Origin of the sequence: Coprococcus sp. AF99-45 (genome assembly GCF_027663865.1) — a bacterium.
GTDB classification, from domain to species: domain Bacteria; phylum Bacillota; class Clostridia; order Lachnospirales; family Lachnospiraceae; genus Allocoprococcus; species Allocoprococcus comes.
In genome coordinates this window covers 37,490-60,495 of sequence record NZ_JAQDGZ010000019.1, presented here as the reverse complement: position 1 = coordinate 60,495, position 23,006 = coordinate 37,490, and the positions used below count along the sequence as shown (strand labels likewise).

The 23,006-nt window shown below is 39.7% G+C and carries 24 protein-coding genes and 1 pseudogene; 19 read left to right on the top strand and 6 right to left on the bottom strand.

The features are described from left to right. The first annotated feature begins 197 nt into the window (after nucleotides 1-197). From PGR14_RS12540 to PGR14_RS12445, 19 genes are all read left to right on the top strand, one after another. Complete coding sequence (locus PGR14_RS12540; protein WP_055248367.1) at nucleotides 198-446, top strand: type II toxin-antitoxin system prevent-host-death family antitoxin; 249 nt, start codon at nucleotides 198-200, stop codon at nucleotides 444-446. 1 nt (nucleotide 447) lies between these two features. Continuing rightward, nucleotides 448-747: a type II toxin-antitoxin system RelE/ParE family toxin gene (locus PGR14_RS12535; RefSeq protein ID WP_055248365.1), complete on the top strand. Its 300-nt coding sequence runs from the start codon at nucleotides 448-450 to the stop codon at nucleotides 745-747. A 287-nt stretch (nucleotides 748-1,034) separates the two neighbouring features. After that, nucleotides 1,035-1,670, top strand: a complete 636-nt coding sequence (locus PGR14_RS12530) for an HD domain-containing protein (RefSeq protein WP_055248363.1) — start codon at nucleotides 1,035-1,037, stop codon at nucleotides 1,668-1,670. Continuing rightward, nucleotides 1,670-2,425: an NUDIX domain-containing protein gene (locus PGR14_RS16135; RefSeq protein ID WP_082428333.1), complete on the top strand. Its 756-nt coding sequence runs from the start codon at nucleotides 1,670-1,672 to the stop codon at nucleotides 2,423-2,425. Before PGR14_RS12530 ends, PGR14_RS16135 begins: the two co-directional genes overlap by 1 nt. 16 nt (nucleotides 2,426-2,441) lie before the next feature. After that, the gene (locus PGR14_RS12515) at nucleotides 2,442-2,960 is read left to right on the top strand and encodes a GrpB family protein (RefSeq protein WP_055156133.1); all 519 of its coding nucleotides are present in this window, start codon (nucleotides 2,442-2,444) and stop codon (nucleotides 2,958-2,960) included. A 182-nt stretch (nucleotides 2,961-3,142) separates the two neighbouring features. Continuing rightward, nucleotides 3,143-3,259, top strand: a complete 117-nt coding sequence (locus tag PGR14_RS16130) for a putative holin-like toxin (protein WP_022085598.1) — start codon at nucleotides 3,143-3,145, stop codon at nucleotides 3,257-3,259. Nucleotides 3,260-3,676: 417 nt separating this feature from the next. Next, the gene (locus PGR14_RS12510) at nucleotides 3,677-3,928 is read left to right on the top strand and encodes a hypothetical protein (protein ID WP_055156132.1); all 252 of its coding nucleotides are present in this window, start codon (nucleotides 3,677-3,679) and stop codon (nucleotides 3,926-3,928) included. A gap of 101 nt (nucleotides 3,929-4,029) precedes the next feature. Beyond that, the gene (locus tag PGR14_RS12505; protein ID WP_330586417.1) at nucleotides 4,030-4,314 is read left to right on the top strand and encodes a hypothetical protein; all 285 of its coding nucleotides are present in this window, start codon (nucleotides 4,030-4,032) and stop codon (nucleotides 4,312-4,314) included. Beyond that, nucleotides 4,229-4,462, top strand: coding sequence for a 4Fe-4S binding protein (locus PGR14_RS16275; protein WP_334297087.1), 234 nt, complete (start codon nucleotides 4,229-4,231; stop codon nucleotides 4,460-4,462). Before PGR14_RS12505 ends, PGR14_RS16275 begins: the two co-directional genes overlap by 86 nt. A gap of 142 nt (nucleotides 4,463-4,604) precedes the next feature. Then, nucleotides 4,605-6,272, top strand: a complete 1,668-nt coding sequence (locus tag PGR14_RS12500; RefSeq protein ID WP_330663472.1) for a histidine kinase N-terminal 7TM domain-containing protein — start codon at nucleotides 4,605-4,607, stop codon at nucleotides 6,270-6,272. Continuing rightward, nucleotides 6,269-7,546, top strand: a complete 1,278-nt coding sequence (locus tag PGR14_RS12495) for a sensor histidine kinase (protein WP_270223503.1) — start codon at nucleotides 6,269-6,271, stop codon at nucleotides 7,544-7,546. The genes PGR14_RS12500 and PGR14_RS12495 overlap by 4 nt, the downstream gene beginning before the upstream one ends. Continuing rightward, nucleotides 7,543-8,166 (top strand): response regulator transcription factor, encoded by a 624-nt coding sequence (locus PGR14_RS12490; RefSeq protein WP_055248353.1) that lies wholly within the window; start codon nucleotides 7,543-7,545, stop codon nucleotides 8,164-8,166. The genes PGR14_RS12495 and PGR14_RS12490 overlap by 4 nt, the downstream gene beginning before the upstream one ends. 150 nt (nucleotides 8,167-8,316) lie before the next feature. Continuing rightward, nucleotides 8,317-9,681 (top strand): extracellular solute-binding protein, encoded by a 1,365-nt coding sequence (locus PGR14_RS12485; protein WP_330378271.1) that lies wholly within the window; start codon nucleotides 8,317-8,319, stop codon nucleotides 9,679-9,681. A 194-nt stretch (nucleotides 9,682-9,875) separates the two neighbouring features. Next, on the top strand, nucleotides 9,876-11,318 hold the full coding sequence (locus PGR14_RS12480) for a helix-turn-helix transcriptional regulator (protein WP_270223502.1): 1,443 nt from the start codon (nucleotides 9,876-9,878) through the stop codon (nucleotides 11,316-11,318). Nucleotides 11,319-11,687: 369 nt separating this feature from the next. Beyond that, the gene (locus PGR14_RS12475; RefSeq protein ID WP_055156125.1) at nucleotides 11,688-12,038 is read left to right on the top strand and encodes a hypothetical protein; all 351 of its coding nucleotides are present in this window, start codon (nucleotides 11,688-11,690) and stop codon (nucleotides 12,036-12,038) included. A 40-nt stretch (nucleotides 12,039-12,078) separates the two neighbouring features. Beyond that, complete coding sequence (locus tag PGR14_RS12470; protein ID WP_055156124.1) at nucleotides 12,079-12,762, top strand: TIGR00266 family protein; 684 nt, start codon at nucleotides 12,079-12,081, stop codon at nucleotides 12,760-12,762. Nucleotides 12,763-12,780: 18 nt separating this feature from the next. Next, entirely contained in the window at nucleotides 12,781-13,521 is a 741-nt protein-coding gene (locus PGR14_RS12465; RefSeq protein ID WP_195509554.1) for a hypothetical protein, read from the top strand. Between the two features lie 40 nt (nucleotides 13,522-13,561). Continuing rightward, a complete protein-coding gene (locus tag PGR14_RS12460) occupies nucleotides 13,562-15,040 on the top strand; it encodes a hypothetical protein (protein WP_195368888.1) in 1,479 nt (492 codons plus the stop codon). A 394-nt stretch (nucleotides 15,041-15,434) separates the two neighbouring features. Continuing rightward, nucleotides 15,435-15,770, top strand: coding sequence for a DUF6017 domain-containing protein (locus tag PGR14_RS12445; protein WP_270223501.1), 336 nt, complete (start codon nucleotides 15,435-15,437; stop codon nucleotides 15,768-15,770). Nucleotides 15,771-16,100: 330 nt separating this feature from the next. Here PGR14_RS12445 and PGR14_RS12440 read toward each other — a convergent pair whose 3' ends face one another. From PGR14_RS12440 to PGR14_RS12415, 6 genes and pseudogenes are all read right to left on the bottom strand, one after another. Then, the gene (locus PGR14_RS12440; protein WP_195509553.1) at nucleotides 16,101-17,396 is read right to left on the bottom strand and encodes a tyrosine-type recombinase/integrase; all 1,296 of its coding nucleotides are present in this window, start codon (nucleotides 17,394-17,396) and stop codon (nucleotides 16,101-16,103) included. Nucleotides 17,397-17,556: 160 nt separating this feature from the next. Continuing rightward, a pseudogene (locus tag PGR14_RS12435) lies at nucleotides 17,557-17,745 on the bottom strand (helix-turn-helix domain-containing protein); the annotation flags it as partial. After that, nucleotides 17,732-17,974, bottom strand: a complete 243-nt coding sequence (locus PGR14_RS12430; protein ID WP_270223497.1) for a hypothetical protein — start codon at nucleotides 17,972-17,974, stop codon at nucleotides 17,732-17,734. The pseudogene PGR14_RS12435 and the gene PGR14_RS12430, both read right to left, overlap by 14 nt. 319 nt (nucleotides 17,975-18,293) lie before the next feature. Further along, nucleotides 18,294-19,736, bottom strand: coding sequence for a glycoside hydrolase family 32 protein (locus PGR14_RS12425; protein ID WP_117824042.1), 1,443 nt, complete (start codon nucleotides 19,734-19,736; stop codon nucleotides 18,294-18,296). 21 nt (nucleotides 19,737-19,757) lie between these two features. Beyond that, complete coding sequence (locus PGR14_RS12420; RefSeq protein ID WP_028087350.1) at nucleotides 19,758-21,677, bottom strand: PTS beta-glucoside transporter subunit IIBCA; 1,920 nt, start codon at nucleotides 21,675-21,677, stop codon at nucleotides 19,758-19,760. A gap of 193 nt (nucleotides 21,678-21,870) precedes the next feature. Then, entirely contained in the window at nucleotides 21,871-22,860 is a 990-nt protein-coding gene (locus PGR14_RS12415) for a LacI family DNA-binding transcriptional regulator (RefSeq protein WP_028087351.1), read from the bottom strand. Nucleotides 22,861-23,006 lie beyond the last annotated feature (146 nt).

Sequence of the window (23,006 nt, the reverse complement as noted above, 5' to 3'; positions counted from 1 at the left end):
GTGTGGAGTTTTGCTCATGGCTAAAGGAAATAAAGAAATGGAGGCGATTTTTTCTCAATATTTGAAATAGATTGTGATAAAAATATATAGAAATGATAAAATAAAAGCTGTAAAAATCTACGTTGAATTTTACAGCTTTTTGTGTATAATAGAAGTAGCAGAAACAATTTAAAATCAAAGGAAGGAGCTGAAAGAATATGGCAAATATTTTACCAGTATCTGATTTGAGAAATTATAATGAAGTCCTGAAAAAATGTCATAAAGGAGAACCAGTATATCTGACTAAGAATGGCAGAGGACGTTTCGTTGTCATGGATATTGAAGATTATGAGCGTGACCGTGCAGAGAAAAAGCTTCTCTTGAAGCTGCAGGAAGCTGAAGAAGCAGTGAAAGATGGCGAAGGTTGGCTGGATCTGGACGAACTGAAAGCACTTGTGGGGGAATAAGATGTTAAAATTGCGGATCAATCCGATTGTTGCAAAGGATTTGAAAAACATCCGAGATTATATTGCTGAAGATAACGAAGAATATGCAGCAAAGACCATAAAGGAAATTTACGGTAAATTTGAAAACCTTCAGATGTTTCCTGAAATGGGGTCGGATCTCTCCAAACGGGTCAGCTTTCGGACAGATTATAAATATGCGATATGGGAAGATTATGTTATTATCTACAAGGTCGGTAACGAATATGTAGAGATTTATCGTGTAGTTAACCGATATCAGGATATCACGAGAATCTTTGATTGATAACAGAGATGTGATAACAAATTGATAACACCGTTCAGTACAGTCTGTGGACTTTGGACAGTGGAACACATATAAAACCAGATAGAACCATAATCCCTATACAAAAGTGTATAGTGATAAGATTTTATTTGCGAGTTTGAATAACGGACTAAAATGCCGAAAGCCTGTATTTATGCGGGTTTCCGGCATTTGTTTTATCAAATGGCTCTGGTTTGGCTCTATTTGTGGGGAGAGTAATGACTTTCATAAATCAATATATTGCGTTGTTAGGTTGATTAGGAGAAAAGATGACAGATAATGAAAAGAGATTTATAAAAAGTATATTTTCGGGAGACAGTAGTGGTCATGACTATTATCATACGATACGAGTATATAAACTGGCTACTAAAATCGCAAAACAGGAAAATGCAGATGTTAAAACAGTGCGGTTGGCGGCTCTGTTACATGATGTGGACGATATTAAGCTTTCTCCGGACACTTATGCTACCAAGAAAAATGCAGTTGATTTTATGACAATTAACAAAATAGATGGTAAAAGGATAGAGGCGGTATGCAAAATTATAGATGAAGTTTCATTTGCAGGAGCTGATTCAGTCGTACCTGATACCATAGAAGGAAAATGTGTGCAGGATGCAGACAGACTTGATGCTATAGGAGCTATTGGAATTGCCAGAACACTTGCATATGGTGGTAGTAGGGGAAGAAAGATTTATGATCCGGAAATAAAACCTAAAATGGGAATGAACAAAGAAGAGTATCGGAATAATCAAGATTCTACAAGCATCAATCATTTCTATGAAAAGTTGCTCTTGTTAAAAGACATGATGAATACGACTGAGGGAAAGAAACTGGCAGAACATAGACAGGTTGTAATGCAGGAATTTCTGAATGAGTTTATGCTGGAATGGGAAGGGAAAATGTGATGGAAGTAAAATTTTATGATACAGTTAATGATGAACTATTAAAATTTGCAGTAATTATCTCACAAAGTAATGGCAAGTGGGTTTTCTGCAAACATAAAGAAAGAGATACATATGAAGTGCCGGGAGGGCATAGAGAAGCTGGAGAGGATATTTTTGAAACAGCTAAAAGGGAGTTGCAGGAAGAGACTGGAGCTATCAAATTTGAGATAAAACCAATATGTGTATATTCGGTGACAGGTAAGACTAGAGTAAATGATACAGGTGAAGAAACATTTGGACTGCTTTGTTTTGCAGAGATAACAGAGTTTGCGAAAGAATTACATAGCGAAATGGAGAAAGTTGTGCTTATGGATGAGTTGCCTGAGAACTGGACATATCCGTTGATACAGCCGAAATTGATAGAGAAGTATTTACAGGTAAAAAATAATTCTATAATTGGAACAACAGTAACTGTCACAGTCGATAGACCATTAGGAAGTTATCATCCTGAATATAAGGATATGTATTATCCAATAAATTATGGTTACATTGAAGGAGTTATGGCACCAGATGGAGAAGAGCAGGACGCTTATATATTAGGTGTAAATGAACCAGTAAAGAAGTTTACAGGTAAAATTATTGCCATTGTTCGGAGAAAAGATGATATAGAAGAAAAGTGGGTAGTTGTGCCAGACGGAGTAACTTTTTCAAAGGAAGAAATCAGGAGACAGATTCATTTTCAGGAACAATATTTCGACAGTGAAATTGTGATGTAATATTAAGGAGATTGCTATGTCATTAGGATTAAAAAGAGGAATAGTGCAGCTTGAACCACATGATAAACAGTGGGATGAGGCTGCCATTCAAACAATCAAAATACTTAAATCTATATTAGGAGATGATGCTATTGATATACAGCATATTGGAAGTACAGCAATACCGGCAATTAAAGCAAAACCGATTATTGATATTGTCGTTGGGGTAACTGATTTTGATAAAGTAATGTTACATAATGAGCAATTACGACAAGTGGGAATATTTTATCGTGGTTCAGATGTGGAACGTCAGTTTCTTTATGTAATGGGCGATATGGAAAATGATACAAGAACGCACCATATTCATATTGTGAAATGGAACGGAACTGAGTGGAAAAATTATATTCATTTCAGAGATTATCTAAATGATAATGAGAATATGGCTTTGCAGTATCAGAAGGTAAAGGAAGAACTGGAAAGTAAGTATGCAGATGATAGAGTAGCATACACTAATGGAAAGCAAGATATGATAGACCTTATTCTTGATAACCAATAATTTTTTCCCTTGCAGAGGCATTAGTTCTTATGTTAGGATACTATCTAAGGAAAGTACCCATGACAGGGCGTTAAGCGTCCGGGGGACGCTTGTTTAGCGCCGACCGGAGCGGAGCGTAGAGGTAGCCTCCCGAGTTTTATGATACCGGGCAACCGGAATACATAGGAAGGGAGGTGGCGCCGATGACAGCTTATGAGATCATTTCGATTTTCATTGGGATATTAGCATTGTTGATGTCCTTTGGTAGCTTGATTGTAGCGTTGCTTGCCTTTCTCGATAAGAGAAACAAGCGAAAATAAAAATGCCTATCCTGTCTGATCCACAGGATAGGCGGTGTCCTTAAGGACATTCATTAACCTAAACTCGGAGCATCCACCTTTGGAGTGGGTGCTTTCTGTTTAATTAGATATTATCATCTTATGTCTAATAATTCAAGAGGTTTCACTAATTTGGAAAAATTTTTACAGTAAGGCGGTCAGTGTCTTTTTTGACAACCATGAGAGTATGAAACCTTTTCTGTAAAATAATGTTTATAAGGTTCTTCTATGATACAATAAATATCATTAGGAGGGCCCTTTATTATGGCAAGATAAAAGAGACCTGGACATCGTATACAAATGACAGAAGGAAAACGAAACATCATCCATACTTATAAGACATGGATCGCCTAAGAGCGGCTACTGGGAGATTATAGAAAATTAGCGGGATGATAGAAAATGAAGGTTAAATTAGAAGATGATGGCGAAGATAATTCAGAACTTATTGAAGAAATAGAAGATTCATTTATAGAAGAGTATATTCCATTACCAGGACAGTATGAAATCAATGAGTACAGGATTATTGATTTAGCTAATGCACAGGATATATGGGAAGATAAGATTTTACCTCTTACTGCAAAAGAACATGATATTTTACTGGATTGCTATCGGACTAAGCTTAGGTATAGTTATTGGGTTTCTAATAGATGATATTGGTCTTGGAATGTGTCTGGGGGTTATGATGGGTGTCAGCATCGGCCCTGCAATTGATGTGCTGAGAAAAAATAAGAAATCAGAGGAGCAAGAGGATAATGATGAGAAAGAATAATGTGCTTCGCAAATATATAGCGTCATTTCTATTATTTTTGTTATTTGAGACAGTGGCAATCACGTTGTGGAAGGCTAAAGGAAACTTGTTTTATCTGTTGAATTTCAGCTACATTGGAGGATGCCTTGCGTTGGGAACAGCACTTTTTACTGCAGGAAAACGCTATACCCGACATTTTCTTGGTGTTTTTAAGACGGCAACAATCCACTACGCAGTCGCGAAGATATTCGGTCCACTGTTTTTCAATCCTGCTTGTTCACTGCGATGAAAGCAAATGTGTTCATTGTGGAAAATGTCTGCGTGTCTGCCCAATGAATGTGGAGGTCAATAAGGAATCCCGCAAACGAAAGAGAGGAACGGAGTGCATACTCTGTTATGAATGTACGAAGGTCTGTCCGACCAAAGCATTGCATTAAAAAATGGAGTTGGAGATATAGCTGCAATGGCAAAGTCGAGTTTTGTACATACACCAAAAATAAAAGATATAATTTGGAATGTAGATTATGATATACTGCAAACAAGATATAGTGCAAAATGTAACAGGAAGGAGTACGCACAGTGTCAGAGAAAAAGAAATTTACAGTATACATCGGAAGTGTAGTACTATGCGTAGGTGTGGCAGTTCTGCTTCATTATGTGTCTTTTACCAATCCTTATCTGCAATCTATTTGTCACCTTTTAAGGCCTTTTATTTATATAGGACTTTATCTGGTATGGGCGATTTCTTTTCAAAAGAGAATTATCCAAAAGGAACCCCGTCGTTGTTTAATAATGATTGCAGTGATGATGGTTTTTTGGATGCTCGTTCGTATGTGTAAATTTGAAATACCGTATGAGATGCCGACAGCACTGCGCTACGCCTGGTATCTTTATTATATTCCTATGCTGTTACTCCCTACGGTCAGTCTTTATCTGGCATTTTATATACGGCAGCCGGAGAATTATAAATTACCGGAAAGACGGTGTCTGTTATTTTTTCCGGCATTGTTTCTGATAGGGATTGTATTAACGAATGATCTGCACCAGTTAGTTTTTACTTTCCCGGAGGGAAGACTGGGGGAAGCAGCTTCCTATGAAGTAGGAGTCTATGGATATGGAGCAATGTATTATGCTATAGTCGCCTGGGATCTTGGATGTCTGCTGGTGGCACTCTTGATTATTCTATTAAGGTGTAGAAAAATTAAAAACAGGAAAATGCTTTGGATGCCTTTTGGTGCTTATGGTCTGTCGGTTGTCTATGGCATCGCCTATTATCTGAATCTGCCCTTCTGGAAAATATTTTCAAGCGATATGACAGCTGCATTATGCCTTCTGTTTGCTTTGATCATTGAAAGCTGCATCCAGTGCGGATTGATCCCTTCCAATACAGGATACGCACAATTATTTGCAGCATCTACAATTTCAGCACAGATTACAGATCAGAGTGGAAAATGCATTTATCAATCTCAGGATTCGGAATGTATTGCACCGGAAATCGTAAGGCAGGTAGTTCAATGTCCGATCATGTTAGAAAATGGGATCAGGCTGTCGGGAAAACCAATTTTGGGAGGCTATGTGTTGTGGAAGGAAAACCTGTCAGAATTACAGGAAATCGTAAGAGAGCTTGAAGATCGGAAGGAAGAATTAAAAGATGCGAATCTGATTGAGGAAGAAAATCTGAGAACAAAAAGAGAAGTAGAAAAACTTTCTGTGAAGAATCAGTTGTATGATAAAATACAGAAACAGACGGCAAGGCAGAGTAAACTTTTGACGGAATTCATTGAAGCATATTCTATGGAAGAAGATGAGAACAAAAGGGAAAAAATATTAGGGAAGATAGTTGTAATCGGAGCCTATATAAAAAGGCGTAGTAATCTTATTTTTATTGCGGAGCAGACAGTAAAATTTCCGATAAGAGAGTTGGAGTTATGTTTCAGGGAAACGATAAAGAATCTGGAATGGAATCATGTTGAGGCAGGTTTTTCCACCGCGTTAGAAGAAATACGAAGTGAAGATGCTATGCAGATTTATGATTTTTTTGAAGCAGTCATAGAGGAATCTTTGGAAGATCTGTCGGCATTTAATGTAAATTTGAAACGCAGAGAGGCGCGGATCATCATGTCTATGAGTGTGGAATGCAAAACGGATCTGCAGGAAATTGTAAGACGATATGGAGCTTATGCGGAGCAGGATTTTGACGGATCATGGCTGCTTTCTCTGATTCTGGGAGGAGGTGGCGGCAAATGATAAAAACATTTGAAAACTGTTCACCGGAGTATCAGATTACGATTGTTTGGTTTTTTATTTTTTTGACTTTGCTGTGTATGATTCTGGTTATTTATGAAGGAACAGGAAAAAGACAAAGAAAGATGTTGCTGCCGGACAGTGTATTGCTTATAGTTATTTTCCTTATAACAGCTGTCTTGTGTGTGTGGCAACGGGCGTTTTACGAAGAAGATTCCATGATATTATTTAAAATACCGTATGTGATTTTAATTGTTATAGGAATTGGTGTTTTTTTATATGTGGGATTGAAGATTTTTGGAATTTATAAGTACCGCAAGAGCTGCCTGAGGGAAAATGCAGTTCAGGAAAGTCTGGACAATTTGCCGAGTGGAATTGTTTTTTTTGATGGGAACGGAATGCCTAAACTGATGAATCGAAAAATGTATCAAATTTGCCAGAATCTGGCGGGAAGAGATATACAGAATATTACAGAACTGGAGGAAGCACTGGGACATCCTCTGAAAGAGAATGTATTTTATGATGTTGATTTGAAAGTATACTGCTTTGCGGATGGAAGTGTGTGGAAATTTTCAGAGAAAGAGATTATTACGACAGCCGGAGATCATTTTTTTCAAGTTCTTGCTTCTGAAGTGTCGGAATTATATCGGAACAAAGTGTTGCTGAAGGAAGAAAATCAGAAACTTCAGGAAATGTCTGTGGCTATGAAAGAACTTTCTAAGAATGTAATAACGCTGACCAGAGAAGAAGAAATGTTATCTATGAAAATGAGAGTGCATGATAATCTGGGATATAGCGTCCTGGCGGCACAGCGGATGTTGCTGCGCGAATCGGAAGCAGACCGGGATGTTTTCCTTTCGCAATGGAAGCAGACATTAGACTTGCTGAATAAAGATAACGAGTCTGTGAAAGGTGAACAACTGCACAGGCAGGTGCAGGAAAGAGCGGAGATTTTGGGTGTGAAAATCATTTATATAGGAGAACAAGTCTGGGAATCTCATATTTTCGAACTGATGGATATAATACTTTTGGAGGCACTTTCCAACTGTGTCCGCCATGCAGGGGCAAGCGAACTGTATGTAAAATGCAGTAGTGGGGAACAAGAATGGATTATGGTGATTACAGATAATGGACAAACAACGGAGAAGGATGTCAAAGAAGGAGGAGGATTATCCGGTATACGAAAAAGGGTGGAGCAATGTGGAGGTACATTGAGAATTTGTGCGGAGTCAAAATTTTCAATAATCGTTAAGATACCAAAGGAGGTGCGGAGATGATACGGGTACTAATCGTGGAAGACCAGCGTATGGCTCGGGAAGATATGGAAAATTATATTCAGTCCAGTGGGAGATATTGTCTGGCGGCTTCTATCACAAACGCAGCTATGGCAGAAACCGTATGCAGACAGAGCAGGTGTGAACTTGTCTTGATGGATGTCTGTACGGAGAATGATGAGAGTGGTCTTGTGGCAGCGGAGAAGATTAAAAAGACAATGCCCCAGATAAAAGTAATTATCGTGACTTCTTTAGTAGAGTGCAGTTTTATTGATAGGGCGCGCAAAGCGGGAGTAGAAAGTTTTTGGTATAAAGATGCCGGTAAAGAAGAACTGTTGGAGGTTATGGATCGTACGATGAAAGGGGAGAACGTGTATCCGGATGCTCCGCCGGTTGTGATGATCGGAACGGCGAAAAGCTGTGATTTTACACCTGGAGAATTAGCAGTTCTGCGATTAGTGGTGGAAGGAGAATCCTATAAAAAAATTGCAGAGAGCTTGTGTATATCACCGGAAACTGTAAAATGGCATATCAAAAATATGTTGCAGAAAACGAATTTTGATTCCAAAACGAAATTGGCGGTAGCTGTTACAAAGAAAAATCTGATTATAAATGGATTTTAAAAATAGCATTTTACTACCCATATGGGGAGTGCTTAAGACTCTGAAAACCGATATCATATACTATGTAAAAGTGTCTCAATCCGATGGTTCTGTTCTTTGCTGAGATGTCAGATTGTTTATAAGACACTGTCTGGAAAGGAGATAAATAATATGAGATATATTATGAGAAGAAGCTGCCTGTTCTTGGTAATGATTGCGGTTATAGTTTTTACAGGGTGTGGGCAGAAGAAAAAAGAAGATCCGGTAACCGTTACATTGTGGCATGTATATGGCGGACAGACAGAATCGCCATTAAACGATCTGATTGATGAATTTAATGAAACGATTGGAAAAGAGGAAAATATCCGAGTACAGGTTGGCAGTGTTACAAATACGAATACGATACATGAAAATGTACTGGCATCCGCATTTGGAGATCCGGGAGCCTCTAAACTGCCGGATATGTTTGTTTCCTATCCTAAAACAGTTCTGGCGATGCCGGATGATACGGAACTTGTAGATTATTATGATTATTTTACAGAAGAAGAACTGAACGAATTTATTCCGGCTTTTTTGGAAGAAGGTGTCATTCATGAAAGACTTTCCATTTTGCCGGTAGCAAAATCAACGGAAGTTATGTTTATCAATAAAACAGCATTTGATCGTTTCGCGAAAGAAACAGGAGCGAAGATGGAAGATTTAAAAACATGGGAAGGACTCTTCGCAATGGCAGAACAATATGTTGCATGGACAGATAACCAGACGCCGGACATTCCTGATGATGGAAAGAATTTTTTCGTTCATGATTATCATTTTAACTATTTTCAGGTAGGTGTAGAATCTCTGGGTGAAAATTTCTTTAAGGGAGAAAATCTGGCTTTCGGACCGGAATTTCAAACAGTATGGGAACCTTATGCAAAAGCGGCACTGTCCGGAGGAGTATGGCTTCGCAGCGGTTATGCAACGGAACCTTTGCGAACGGGAGATTCGATTGTATCGGTGGCTTCGTCAGCCAGCGTGTTGTATTATTCAGACGAAGTTACGTATGCGGATAATACATCGGAAAAAGTAGAGATTGTTTCCATGCCATGTCCCGTATTTGCCAGGGGAGAAACGATGGTCATGCAGCGGGGTGCCGGTATTTGTACGGTAAAATCTACACCGGAAAAAGAAAAAGCCTGTATTACGTTTCTTAAATGGCTGACGGAGGCCCAAAAGAATGTGGAATTTGTGACCAGTCTTGGATATATGCCGGTAAAGCAGGAAGCTTTCGATGTTTACCTTCCGGAGGCGATCGAGAAGTTAAGTGATCCGATGTATGTATCCCTGTATCAGGCTTTTTTAAAGACGCAGGAGAACTATACATTTTATACTGCTCCGAAATTGGATTCCTATCTGGATCTGGAAACAAAGTTTGAAGAACTTATCAGGCAAACCCTGTCAGTAAAGCGGTTGGAGTGGCAGGAACATCCGGAAGATATGGATAAACTTGTTTCAGAGACATTAGAGGATTTCAAAGCAGCATACACACAATAATGTCTGCCGGATCGGCAAAAAGAGGTGGCTGACATATGGGAGAAAAGAAAATAAATTTTTGGAAGATTATAAAAGGAATAAAGAGACAAAGCATCCGTATGCAGCAAAGACTGATTGTTTATTGGTGCGTGGTGATTCTAACACTTTTTTTAGTGACAGTTCTATTACTCAGTATTTTGGGAGTCCTTCCGGGAATGGATTTTAAAGTACGGGAAATGTTGTCTGCCCAGCAGAAAAATACGTTGTCAACTATGACAGAGCAGACTGATATTATGATGGCGAGAAGTATTTCTTTATCGGAAGACATTACAAAAGAATTGAATCAATGCCTGACAGTCAATGGAAAGACATTTTCAGATTTGAATGATAATCCTCAGTTGATTATGGATTTGGAGGCTGCGTTGTATCCCTCCTTGAAATCGGCATTGGACGTGAAGTATTGCAGTGGAGTTTTTGTTGTATTGGATGCAACGGTAAATACGAAGACGGAATATGCAGATACATCACGCATGGGAATCTACCTGCGCCTGTCTGATTTAAAGGCAGTAAATACAAGCAAACAGCACGTAGTTTTTTTCAGGGGGAATGCTGATATTGCAAGAGCAGAGCAGGTACAGCTCCATAACCGTTGGAATTTAGAATTTGATACGTCCGCATTGTCGGGGTATGAACAGATTATGCAGTTTGATGGAAACCGGCTGGTAGAGAGCTGCCTGTGGACAGACCGGCTGGAGCTGAGTGATACATGGGAGGATGTGCAGCTTTTATATGTCCCGGTTTTAGACAGTACCGGAAAAGTACGCGGTTTGTGCGGTATGGAGATGAGTAATCTGTATTTCAGGCTGTCTTATCCTATGGTGGAAGGTTCCTGTGGGAATATAGTGACAGTACTGGCTCCTGTGGACAAAAAAGGAAACATCTATCTGGATAAGGCGATGTTCGGAGATACAAAAGAAACGTATCTTTCACCATCAAGAACGATGACAGTGAAGAAAGGAAAATATTATAATACATATTCTACCGCTTTCGGGAATTATATAGGCAGGCATGAACTGCTTGGATTGAAGAGTTGTAATGGTATGCCGCTTGCGGTATTGACATTGATATCAGAAGCGAATTATGAAAAATTAACAGCGGACAATCGAAGGGACTGGATCATCGGTACGTTGTTGTTCCTGATTTTATTATTGGTTGTTTCTGTCGGTATGTCCCATCGTTTTGTGAAGCCGATTCTTCGGAGTTTAAAAGCACTGCAGGAGGATACGCTGACGGACGAAAACTTATCAGGCATTTCAGAAGTGGATGCACTGGTTGATTTTATGCAGAAAAAAAGGAATACGGAGAAACTGGAAAATGGAGGCATTCCTCCGAATATAGAAGAAATGCTCAAGGCGTTTGCTTTGCGTGTGGAAACTCTGACTCCGTCAGAGAGGATGGTTCTTCAGTATTATGTTGATGGATATACGATACAGGAGATTGCTTCATTGCTTTATATCAGTATTGGAACAGCAAGAAAGCATAATACAAATATGAATCGAAAACTGGGGATAACTGTCAGAGAGGAATTAATGCTGTATATTGAGTTATTTCGAAAATGCGATCAGTTAGATAAGCTGACATATAGCAGAACTGAGTAAACGAAAAAGAGTCTTTACAGCAATGTCATTAAGTTAAGATGACCAATCAAGATCTTAGCATCAGAAATGATGCTAGGGTCTTTTTTTTGTTTGCCGATAGATCTCTTTTATATTTTCACAAAAAGATACTGCGCATATATAGCGGAGAGGTAAAAATAAAACGCTATATATAGTATACTAATCGTTCGCATTTTGAAAAATAAGCATAATATACGAATGGTGACCATAGTATTTGCTTTCTGAATCTGTTACGCTTTTATTACGAAATGGTGGCCGCCCGATAAAAGAAAAAATAAAGGAAATGGATAAGGAGGGAGAACTGAGAGTGGGATGGTGATAGAGCAAGGAGGTTAACAAGGAGGTTAAAATGTGGAATATATTACGAAAAAGGATTTAATAGATTGTTCTACGCCGGATGAGTTTTGCTTTTCACTATGCTGCATGGAATGTAAAACAGTATGGAAAAGTACACCAATTCGTTTTTCCAGAGCGGGGAAAAAACCGGAAAATGAAAATCGGAAGATTATTTATGATACACTTTATGAACGGGAAAAGAATTTAGCATTTCAAAAAGCATTGAATCAGGCGAAAGAGATCTTTAATATTTGTCCGATATGTAAGCGTCTTGTATGTGACCATTGCTTTTTAATCTGTGATGATCTGGATATGTGTGTGCAATGTGCCACAAAGCTTAATGAAAAAGGTACTGTTGTAGGATGAAAACAAAAAAGAAAAATGAAAAAGAAAGGAGAACTTTGTTATGAAAAAATATGAGATTTTAGGAGGAAATTTACCAGTTGTTGTATGTGAATTATCAGCAGGAGAATCTATGATCACAGAAAGCGGAAGTATGAGCTGGATGAGCCCGAACATGAAAATGGAGACGATTTCCGGAGGCGGAATGAAGAAAATGTTCGGCAGACTGATGTCTGGTGATTCTGCGTTTCAAAACAGATATACCGCAGAAGGTGCAGACGGAATGATTGCATTTGCATCAAGTTTTCCGGGAGCGATCAAAGCATTGGAGATTAGCAACGGTCACTCCATGATCGTGCAGAAGAGTGCATTCCTTGCTTCAGAAGAAGGCGTAGAACTGTCCATGCATTTTCAGAAAAAATTAGGGAAAGGCATATTTGGAGGAGAAGGTTTCATTATGCAGAGATTGAGCGGAAATGGAACCGCGTTTGTAGAAATTGATGGACATGCAGTGGAGTATGATTTGAGTGCAGGACAGGAAATTTTGATCAGTACGGGGTACTTAGCGGCAATGGAAGAAACCTGCACTATGGATGTTGTAGCTGTAAAAGGAGTAAAAAATATGCTGATCGGAGGAGAAGGCATTTTTAATACCGTTGTGAAAGGACCGGGAAAGGTGATCTTGCAGACAATGCCAATCAGTAAGGTAGCAGAATTGCTGACTCCTTTTTTTGCAGATAAGAAGTAATTGAAAGGGGAGAAGATTATGAGAAAGAAGTTGAATTTGTTATTTGGACTGGTGCTTATCATCAGTATGATAATATTGACTGGTTGTGGAGGCTCCGGAAAAACAGGAGAGAAGAACCCGTATGAAGGAAAATGGGTAGCGGTGTCCGCTCAGATGATGGGAATGTCCGTCAGTATAGATGAAACTTTCGGAGGTGCTTTTGAATTTGAAGTGAAAAACAACGGAAAAGTTTCCTTTTCAGTTGGAGACACTACCGGGAATGGAAAATGGTCTGTCGAAGATGATCAGTTTATCTTGAGCATCGAAGGAGAAGAGATGGTGGGAATCATCGGAAAAGATATTATTTCTTTTGATAATATGCTCGAGATGGGAGTAAAGGTGATTTTTGCAAAGGATGGAACGGATGCAATGGATCCGGCACTCTATCTGACAGAGGAGGAAAATGCAGTCATAGGTGAGTGGGCTGCAGAAAGCGTGGAAGAACTTTTAGGAGACGGACCTCAGACTTCTATGGAAGGAGTAGACAACATCAATGATGCACTGCGTCTTGATTTCAAAAGTGACCGTAATGTAACAGTTATTTATAAAGGGGAGGAGATTGGGACTTTCCCATGGTCAGTTGCACTGGGATATTGTTCGATTGAATCAGAAAATCCATCTCTTACAGTGATGATAAATGACGATGGTACTTTGAAAGTAGACTACAGTGATGATGATGACTACTACACATTCCACTGTGTAAAAAGTGACAGTGAATAACTGAAAAGGGTGTGGAAATCATGAAAGGAGGGAAGACGCCATGAAAAAGAAACTATGGTGTGTGCTGTGTATCATGATATGCATGATGATGATAGCGGCATGTGGACAAAAAAAGAATCCGGAGAAGAAAAAATCGGAAAAAGCAGAGCAGGAAGAAACAGAATTTAAAGACAGAGAAAGTCTTAAATTAAGTTTATTTACAGTGTATTATCCGAAGGCATGGAACTACGATAAAGAGAATATGAAGAAAGATGAAGAATATTCTTACGTTAGATTTTTTGATGGAGATACAGTAGATGGATCCGAGAATGTCATTTCTATAGAAGCGACCAAGGAGGATTCATATACATATCGAAAGAGTTTAATTGCCTTTGGAGTGGATTTAGAGGCATATGCTGAAGGAAAAATGGACACTGTAACAATAGGAAATGCAGAATATACAGCAATGCCGGAAAGTAATTCCATAGAAAAAACGTATATGTATCGTTATGAACAGTCTGGCACATCCTATGATATCAGAGTAAGAGGACAGGAAATAGATGATTCTGACAAAGAATTGTTAGAAGGAATTGTGCTGAAATTAGAGGATGAAGGAAATAAAGACGCACCATGGCCATGGGAGGGAGAGCCTGTTGAACCTGTATTGGCAGAGCAGATGGTAGGTTCTTATACAATCGTTCCGGAATATATCCCATTTAAAGAAGCACAGGGAGTTATGCAGATTATGGATCATCAGTTTGTAAAACAGGGCAATCAAGTGTTCCATTTGCTGGAGAACAAACTGGATACTTATGAATATTCAGAAAGTGGACTTGAATTCGTATCTTCGATGGAATTAGACGATGATTTTGAATATTTGTCTGGGGACAGCAGTGGAATGTTATATCTTTCGCCTGGAATTGGAGATGTAATTGGCGTAAAAGATGGGAAAAAGGCACTTCAGACAACAGTAGACGGAGATCTGAATATGCATCCATCCGGAGAATGGGGAATCAGTTTCTGGGTGAACAGTGATACTCAGAAGATTGCGAATCAAGGCGGTAACCTGACGGCAGAACCGTGGATACTGACCGGATTAAATAAAGATGAAGAACGCAAGGGACTGTTTTCTATGATAGATGACGTACAGATCACGAATAGTCATATTATGGTTGCCGGCTCCATGGCTGTGGAAGATGAAGGCACAAAAATCGTTGTCTATGATTATGATGGCAATCAGCTTTTGAAATTAGGTGGAGAAGATATCAGTTCTCCGGACAAGCTCGGTTCCATTACAGGCATGGCGGAAACAGAAAATGGTTTTGTGGCTGCAGATGGAAATATGCGTGAAATACAATTTTGGGCAAAAGATGGAACGCACGTAGGTGCAATTTCTACAGAGGACATATTTGGTGTCAGTTATCCATGGCTGGAAGATATGCAGCTTTTAGATGACGGCTCTCTGTTAATTATGCTGACACAGGAACGAGACGACGGATCAGCAAATGAATTGATGTTTTTCAGATTGACAGGATTTTAATTGAAAAAATAAAAATCGCTTGCCGGCAGAAATTTATCTGCCGGCAAGCGATTTTTCTGTTTCCTGTTTCCAATATAAAGGTAGAATTTTATCACATCAGTGAATCAATTTTCATATTTATCGTATACAGATATATACAACATAAATGGCATAGAGGATCAACATCAGGATTCCCTCCTTTTTATCGAGTGATTTTTTGGTCCATGCCATAATCCATACGATAACACTGAATACAAGCGGAACAGCTGGGAAATGTATTGAAGGACGGGAGTTTATCATTGCACTTCCGGAAAGTTTTGTTGAGTACAAGGCAGATGACCAATTTTAAACCTATCGAATTCGATAGGTTTAAAGCAGAATCTGGTGATAATGCTTTTACGCTGACACCGTAGCAATGGATAAAAGCAACAGATGCAATCGGTATCGTATCAAAATCGGGACGGTAGAAGAGCTGGTAGAGCTGATGCTGGATGCAATATGTTCGACAAAGCCATATCAGCAGATCAACGGGGAAGCTGTACCTACACAAGTGGTCAAGAGCCGTTTGCTGAAAGTCAGGTATGAACACATCCAGTATGTGTTTTTCAGTCTTGACAGGAGTACAAGTAAAGCGAAGAATATCCGGCAGTATATGTTGAGATTTTTGATAAAATTGCCATTTCGAATTATTGCAGCTTCTGCTTGGCTGGTACTTGCAGCGGTGAATATTGTGTTGGTAAAGAGTCAGTAAGTGAGATTGAAAAGAAATACCAGGAATTACTGGAAACGTTATCCCCAGAACAGGAAGAAGTGATTACGGAATACTGTAATGCAATTTTCAGCAGTGGAGCGGATACAGAAAAGTTTTTCTATCGGTTGGGATTAAAAGATGGACTGAATCTAAAAAATACGGTAAAATCTGTATTAGAAATGATATCGTGAAATCGGAATTTGTGGAGAGATTTCTTGAACTTTCCTTATTTTTCAAGGCTCACAGCCTCTTAGATAGTGAAATGATATGTATTTTCCCTTATTTTTGCCCTTATGCGGAATCCGCAAGGGAAATAAGGGAAATTTTTGTTTAAGCATTGCTCGCTACTTTATCAAGAAGTCTTGCGGAATCCCGTTTTGCTTTTCTTGTTGAGTGAGCGTAAATATTCATTGTAGTACTGACATCAGAGTGACCTAACAGTTCCTGTACATCTTTCGGAGCTGCCCCATTGGAAAGCAGGTTGCTGGTGTAAGTGTGACGCAACTGATGGAAATGGAAATCTTCAAAGCCATCCAGTCTTTTTGACACTGATCTGCATACAATGCCGAGTGTACTCGGCAGTTCCAATGAGCCGTCTGGTCGCAGGCAGACAAAGGAGATTTTTTTGTAATCTGCCGGGACTTCCTGTGTTCCGTCAAGATGGTAGTATTCATAATATACCCTGTTTTTCACATGCACTTCTTTGTAGTAATTGCGATGATATAATTCGCCATACTGCATCCGGTTTTTGAGCTGTTCTTTTCTGGCAGATTTCAATATTTCAGTCAGTGTATCACCAAAATCAACAATCCTTGCTTTCTTCCGCTTTGTTGGTCCGATTATATTTTTGTGTTTCATACCATCGTAGCGGATACTGCGTTTTATGGTCAGGCATTGTTCTTCAAGGTTAATGTCCTGCCAGGTAAGACCGCAGGTTTCTCCGATTCGGAGTCCGGCATAATATGCAATCTGGATCGGCAGAATGGCGGGTGGATTTTTCTTTTCAAGATATTTGATAAGTCGTTCATAATCTTCGTGTGAAATTGGCTGTGTGCCTTCTTCCACTTCATCATCGGAAAAGAGGTCAACTTCCTCTGCCTGTCGTTTCAGCTTGATATATTGCATCGGATTGAAACTGATTAACTGTTTGGGAAATACTGCAAAACGGAATGACTGCTGTAACACTGCGGAGAAAGAATGGATATAATCTTTACTGTATCCTTTTCGCACCTTTCCGTCTGGAAACTCGCCACCGAATGTAAGCAGGTCAAGGAAACTCTGTAAATGTTCTGCGGTAACTGTTTTCAGTTTGCGTTCTGCAATCGGGTGTTTCTTGATACATCGGATTGCACCAAGGTAATTTTCCACTGTGCCATTACTGAGTGTTCCGGTTTTCAGTTCTTCTTCCGCCCACATATCCAGAAGTTCCCCTACCGTAAGGCTGTCTGCCTTTGCGACAAACTTCTTGTTTTCATAATCTTCCAGTGCTTTGCGGAGAAGTTTTTCCGTCTCACTTTTACTTTCGGTTCCAGCATATTCTTTCTGAACCATTTTACCGCTTGCATCTTCTACATAGAAGCGATAGTACCATTTCTTTCCTTTTTTTCTTACAGATCCTTTTGCCATAATCGTATGTCTCCTTTCGATATCAGACAATCGGAACTGTTGAAATGCTTCTTGCGTGTAGGCATCTTATGGACAAGTCCATAAGCCAATTCGCCGCTCGTCAAATCTGTGAACAGCCTGACTCGCTTGTGCTCATTGTATCATAACTCCGGTTGTCTTACTATACCGATTCAGAATCCTCATACATAACTTCGGATAAAAGATTGGCAAGCCTTTGTTCTGCTGTTTCTGGTTTTTTAGAATAGAGTCTTATCACATCTGCCATATCGTTAAATGCGTTGACAGTATGCGTGATCTCCCTGAGAAACATAATCTCATTATATTCATCTTTCGATTCAAATCCCATTGAAAGAGGCTACCGATGCAATCATCTCATCCTGCGGTTCTTTTGCATCCTCCAGCTTGATGATCTGCTGGGTCTTTCCCCGGACCAGGCCTGCATAATTCACCACTCGCGCCGTCCCTTGTATCTTACTGACCAGAATCATGATCGTCAAAAACAGGGCGATCAGGATCACTGTTAAAAGCATCATCAGCATTCTTACTATTTTAGAAATCTTACAGTCTTTACTTTTCATAACCACCTTCACTCCATATATCCTGTTATCTGATATTTCACATCTTCCATAACAGATTCTTATTTTATAATAATATCTCTGTTTTATACATTTTGCAATTTTCTCTTTGCTAATATGCTAGTACAAAGTCAGATACAAAAAACTTGCCACCTGCTACTTCTTACAAATGCATGGCAATACATAAAACTTGCCACTGACAGCATCTCTTGCATACTATGGTATAAAAAATGTGGACTGGCACCTCTTTTTTCAGGAACCTGTCCACATTTTTATTTTCTTTTCCGTATATTCACCTGTTATATCTTATGCAGTCCGGAATCTATTTTTTATATTCAACCTCGAATGATCCAAGTTCATATCCATGAACGCTTCCCTTTACCTCTCTGGATACAAGCTCTACTTTCTGTTCAAGATGTTCACTATATACTCTTGTTGTCAGAACTGTTTCCCCGTTATTAATGAATATCTCAATGGCTGATGTATCCGAAAAGATGGTAATATCCGAAAGCTCTTCCACCTTAGCAAAGCGCTGCTTTCTTCCACGTCCGCTTTCTCCCATCGATAAGGTAAAAAGCCCGTCCTTCCAGCTTATTGTAACATCTTCACGAAGCTTAAGCTCCAGATTTTTTGCTTCTTCCACGTCAAGTCTCAGTTCAAAACAGCAGTCCGCAGGCGCCCACTTTGTAAATGCTTCCAGCTCGCAGGTAAATGCATTTTTACGCAGATCTTTCATCTCCTTTAATGGATGCTGTAAGATCTTTCCATCTTTCCATTCCAGTTCTCTTGGCATGGTAAGTGCATGGATCCAGTCATATGCAACCGTTGCATCATTATCATAATCTGCATCCGGAATCCCCATCCAGCCAATCAGGATTCTTCTACCCGCTTCATCTGCAAATGTCTGTGTCGCATAGATGTCAAATCCTTTGTCAAATTCCTGAAATTTTCCAAAGCTGTATGATTTGTTCTTCAGGTCAAACTCTACCGGAAAATATCCACACTGGTACACATTCTGGTAATCATATCCCTTCTGATCTACTCCCTGTGGACAGCATGTCATAATCTGCTGGCCGTCAATCTCGAACAGATCCGGGCACTCCCACATATAACCAAATGGCTTTGCTGTCCGCACCGTATCGTACCATTTCCAGTGTTCCAGATCGTCGGAACAAAACAAAAGTGCACAGCCATCAGATTCCGCATCACGGCCTCCCTGGATCATATAATAACGGCCGTCTTTTTTATAGATTTTTGGATCTCTGACATGCTTGGACATATTCACCGGATAATCATCATTGGTCATTACAAGCTTCTTGTATGCAATATTCTTTCCATCCGGACTGAATACGTGAATCGTATTCTGTTCCCGTCCATTCATGATATAATCATAATCTTTATCCCAGAGTTTTACATTTCCTGTGTAAAAATAGTGAATTCCATCTTCACAGGTATAGGCTGATCCGCTATATACACCGTCTCTGTCCCATTCTTCGTCCGGATAAAGGAACGGCTCTTCTTCTTTATAATGAATCCAATCCTTTGTTGTGTAATGTCCCCAAAGCTTCGTTCCCCATCCGGCAAGAAATGGTGTATATTGGAAATAAATATGATTCACACCCTGAAATTCACACAGACCATTCGGATCATTCATCCAGCCTGTCGGCGGCATCATATGAAAGTGAAGTCTGTTTTTATCTTTTTTTACATTCTCCCTCATACTTTCATGCTTCGGATATTCTGTTAAATATGTCTCTTTGTTCATCTGTTCCTGTCCACCTTATCCTTACACGATTTCAGCCATCTTATCATTTTTTGCAATATGTTTTTCTTCTGTTTTGATGGTCTTTCCTTCCGGAAGCTCTGTGAAGATAACAAGAATCTCCGGAGAGTATCCATGCTTCTTCACCAGGTCGATGTCAAATCTGATAAGTGCTTCTTCTGCTGTTACTTCCTGTCCTTCTTTTACAAGTGTCTCAAATCCTTCACCGTTCATATTGACGGTATCTACCCCGCAGTGAATCAGGATCTCTGCTCCATCTGCAGTTGTAAGTCCGATTGCATGTCCGGTTGGATATACGAGTGATACGGTTGCCTTACATGGTGCCATAACGGTTCCGTCTTCCGGAAAGATAACGACACCGTCTCCAAGTACCTTGTTTGCAAATGTCGGATCTGTCGATGCTTCGATATCTTTTACTGTTCCCTCTGCTGCTGCATAGACTGCACCAGGCTCTTCTGTAATAACTGCCTTTGTTGTATCATTTTCTTTTGTATCGTTCTTTTTGTCATTTTTATTCTTATCCGGTGCTGACCACATTTTTCCAAAGATGACTGTACATACAAATCCAATCGTAATCGCGATTGCATGTGCAATGATGTAGTTAATGTACCCGTGATGTGCCGGATTAGCAATTGCCATTCCAGGAAGTGCAGTTGTACCGAATCCAAGAGCAGTAAGCTTTGAATAGTATACATATGCACCTGCAACTGCACCACCGATACATCCACCGATCAGTGGAAACTTGTAACGTAAGTTTACTCCGAAGATTGCCGGTTCACTGATACCAAATAATGTCGAGCAGAAACTTGGAATACAAAGCTCTCTGGCTTTTAAGTTCTTCCAGTTCAGGGAAAGATAACCAAGTACCGCACCACTTTGTCCAAATAAAGCTACAGACATCAGTGGATTTAAAAAGTTTGTTCCTGTCGATGCAATAAGCTGTGCTTCTACCGCACCGATAATGTGATGAAGACCTGTGATAACTACGATCTGCTGAACTCCGGCAAATAACGCATACCCGAATGCTCCCAGATGTTCTGTACTCCACATCAGTCCGTCTGTGATTCCATTAGAAAGAATTCGTCCTGCCGGACCTACAAGTGTAAAAAGTAATACCGTAGAGATAAATACTGTCAGCATTGGTGCAACCAGAAGCTTGATTACATCCGGAATTACCTTATTGAAGAATTTATCCAGTTTTGCAACTACAAATCCCATCATAAGCGCGATGATGATTCCTCCCTGGAATCCTACCATCTCAATCTTCAGTCCGAACAGACGGATAACTTCTATATCAACGGTTCCCTGTGCAGCCTGGTAAGCATTGGCAAGAGAACTGTCTAACATGATTGCTCCGATTACCATACCAAGAACCGGATTCCCGCCAAATCTTTTTACGGCTGAATAGCATACTGCCATTGGAAGGATTGCAAAGATACCTGTAGACGCAAGACTTACCAGCCGGTTGATCGCATATAAGGTATCATGTGTCTTTACTACTTCAAGTCCGCCAAGGACGCTTGTAATTCCCATCAGAAGGGCTGCTGCAAGAAGTGCCGGCATGATTCCGATAAATACATCAGATAACGCTTTGATCACTGCCTGAAGTGGATTCTGCCTCTTCGCACTTTCTTCCTTCAGATCTCCCAGTGACATATTCTGTGTATTCGTATACTCGGCAAATACCTCATATACATCATTCACTGTTCCAGCTCCCAGGATCAGCTGTAACTGATTACCTGCTATGAACGCACCTTTTACTTTGTCGATATCTTCCAGTTTTTCAATATCTGCAAGATCATTATCTTTCAATACGATCCTGAGTCTGGTTGCACAGTGTGCTGTTCCCTGGATATTATCCATTCCACCAATATTGGCTACGATCTGTTTTGATATTTCCAGATACTCATTGTTCTTTCCCATTTCTCTTCTCCTTGTATTGTTTTGCTTTGGAACCGGTTCCATTCCTATGTTTTTATTATATACATCAGCTTTTGTATGTCAACACAAAATGTCACTGCAATTTCATTTTTGGAAACGGTTCCAAAAATTGATATCTAAATTTGTCTATATTGCACAAAAGCGGGTCTGTCAAATTGACAGATCCGCCTGATTCTCAGTTCTCTTTTACACTTTTTCTTTCTATAATTTCATACGGGTTGACCTGAAGCGGGCTTACCGGCTTTCCTAAAATCATCTGGATCATCGACTCAGCACTGATCTCCCCCCAGTTCTTCCAGTCAAATTTTACCGTCGTAAGTGGCGGCTGTAACAGTTCTCCTGCTTCGTAATCGCCAAATCCTACCACGGATACTTCTTCCGGTATCCGTATACCTTTCTCTGACATTACTTTGTACACGCCAAATGCGATACGGTCTGTTGCGCATACGACTGCCGCCGGTGTCTTCATATGATCTACAAATTTCTGTACATTTTCAATTGCATTTTCATAAAAGAACGTTGTCTCTATGACTTCTTTTGGCTTTTTCTCACAGGACATAAGTCCATCGATCACTCCATGGCGTCGTTCTCCTCCTACTGCCGGGTCATCTTCAGGTACCCAGAGCATATAAATCTCCTTGAACTTACGTTGTCCGATATAATTACCCACCGCATATCCTGCATTGTAATCATCATTAATGACAGAATTCTCTCCCGGGAAGCGTTGTCCAAGAAACAGGATTGGAATTTTTAACTTCTTTACTGCTTCTTCGTATTCTTTTGTGCTTCCCGTCGCAAGAACCATAATTCCATCTACATTCATATTCTTCAGCCGTTCGATACAGCGTATTTCTTCTTCGATATCATTTTCCGTATGCATGATAAGAGGTGTATAATCATTTTTCTTAAGATAGGCAACGATTACTTCTACAAGTCTCGGTGTTGTTACCGAGTTAAATCCAGGTACCGTAAGTCCTATGATCCGGCTCTCTTTTGCATTCAGCCTTGCAAACAGATTCGGCTCATAATTATTTTCTTCGATGATTTTTTTTATCTTCTGGGCCGTTGCATCTTTGACGCTTCCCCCGTTCAGATATCTTGATACAGTACTTTTTGCCACACCGGACATCTGGGCTATATCATTTATTGTCAGTTTTTTTTCCAAATTATTTTCCCCCATAGCGTCTATTTCGAACCTGCTTATAATACAGAGAACCTGCCAGTGACAGCTTCTTCCGGACACATGCCGATTCAAAATGTCTTAATATGTATTATACTCTTCTTTGAAATTTCCTGTCAAATTATCTCCTG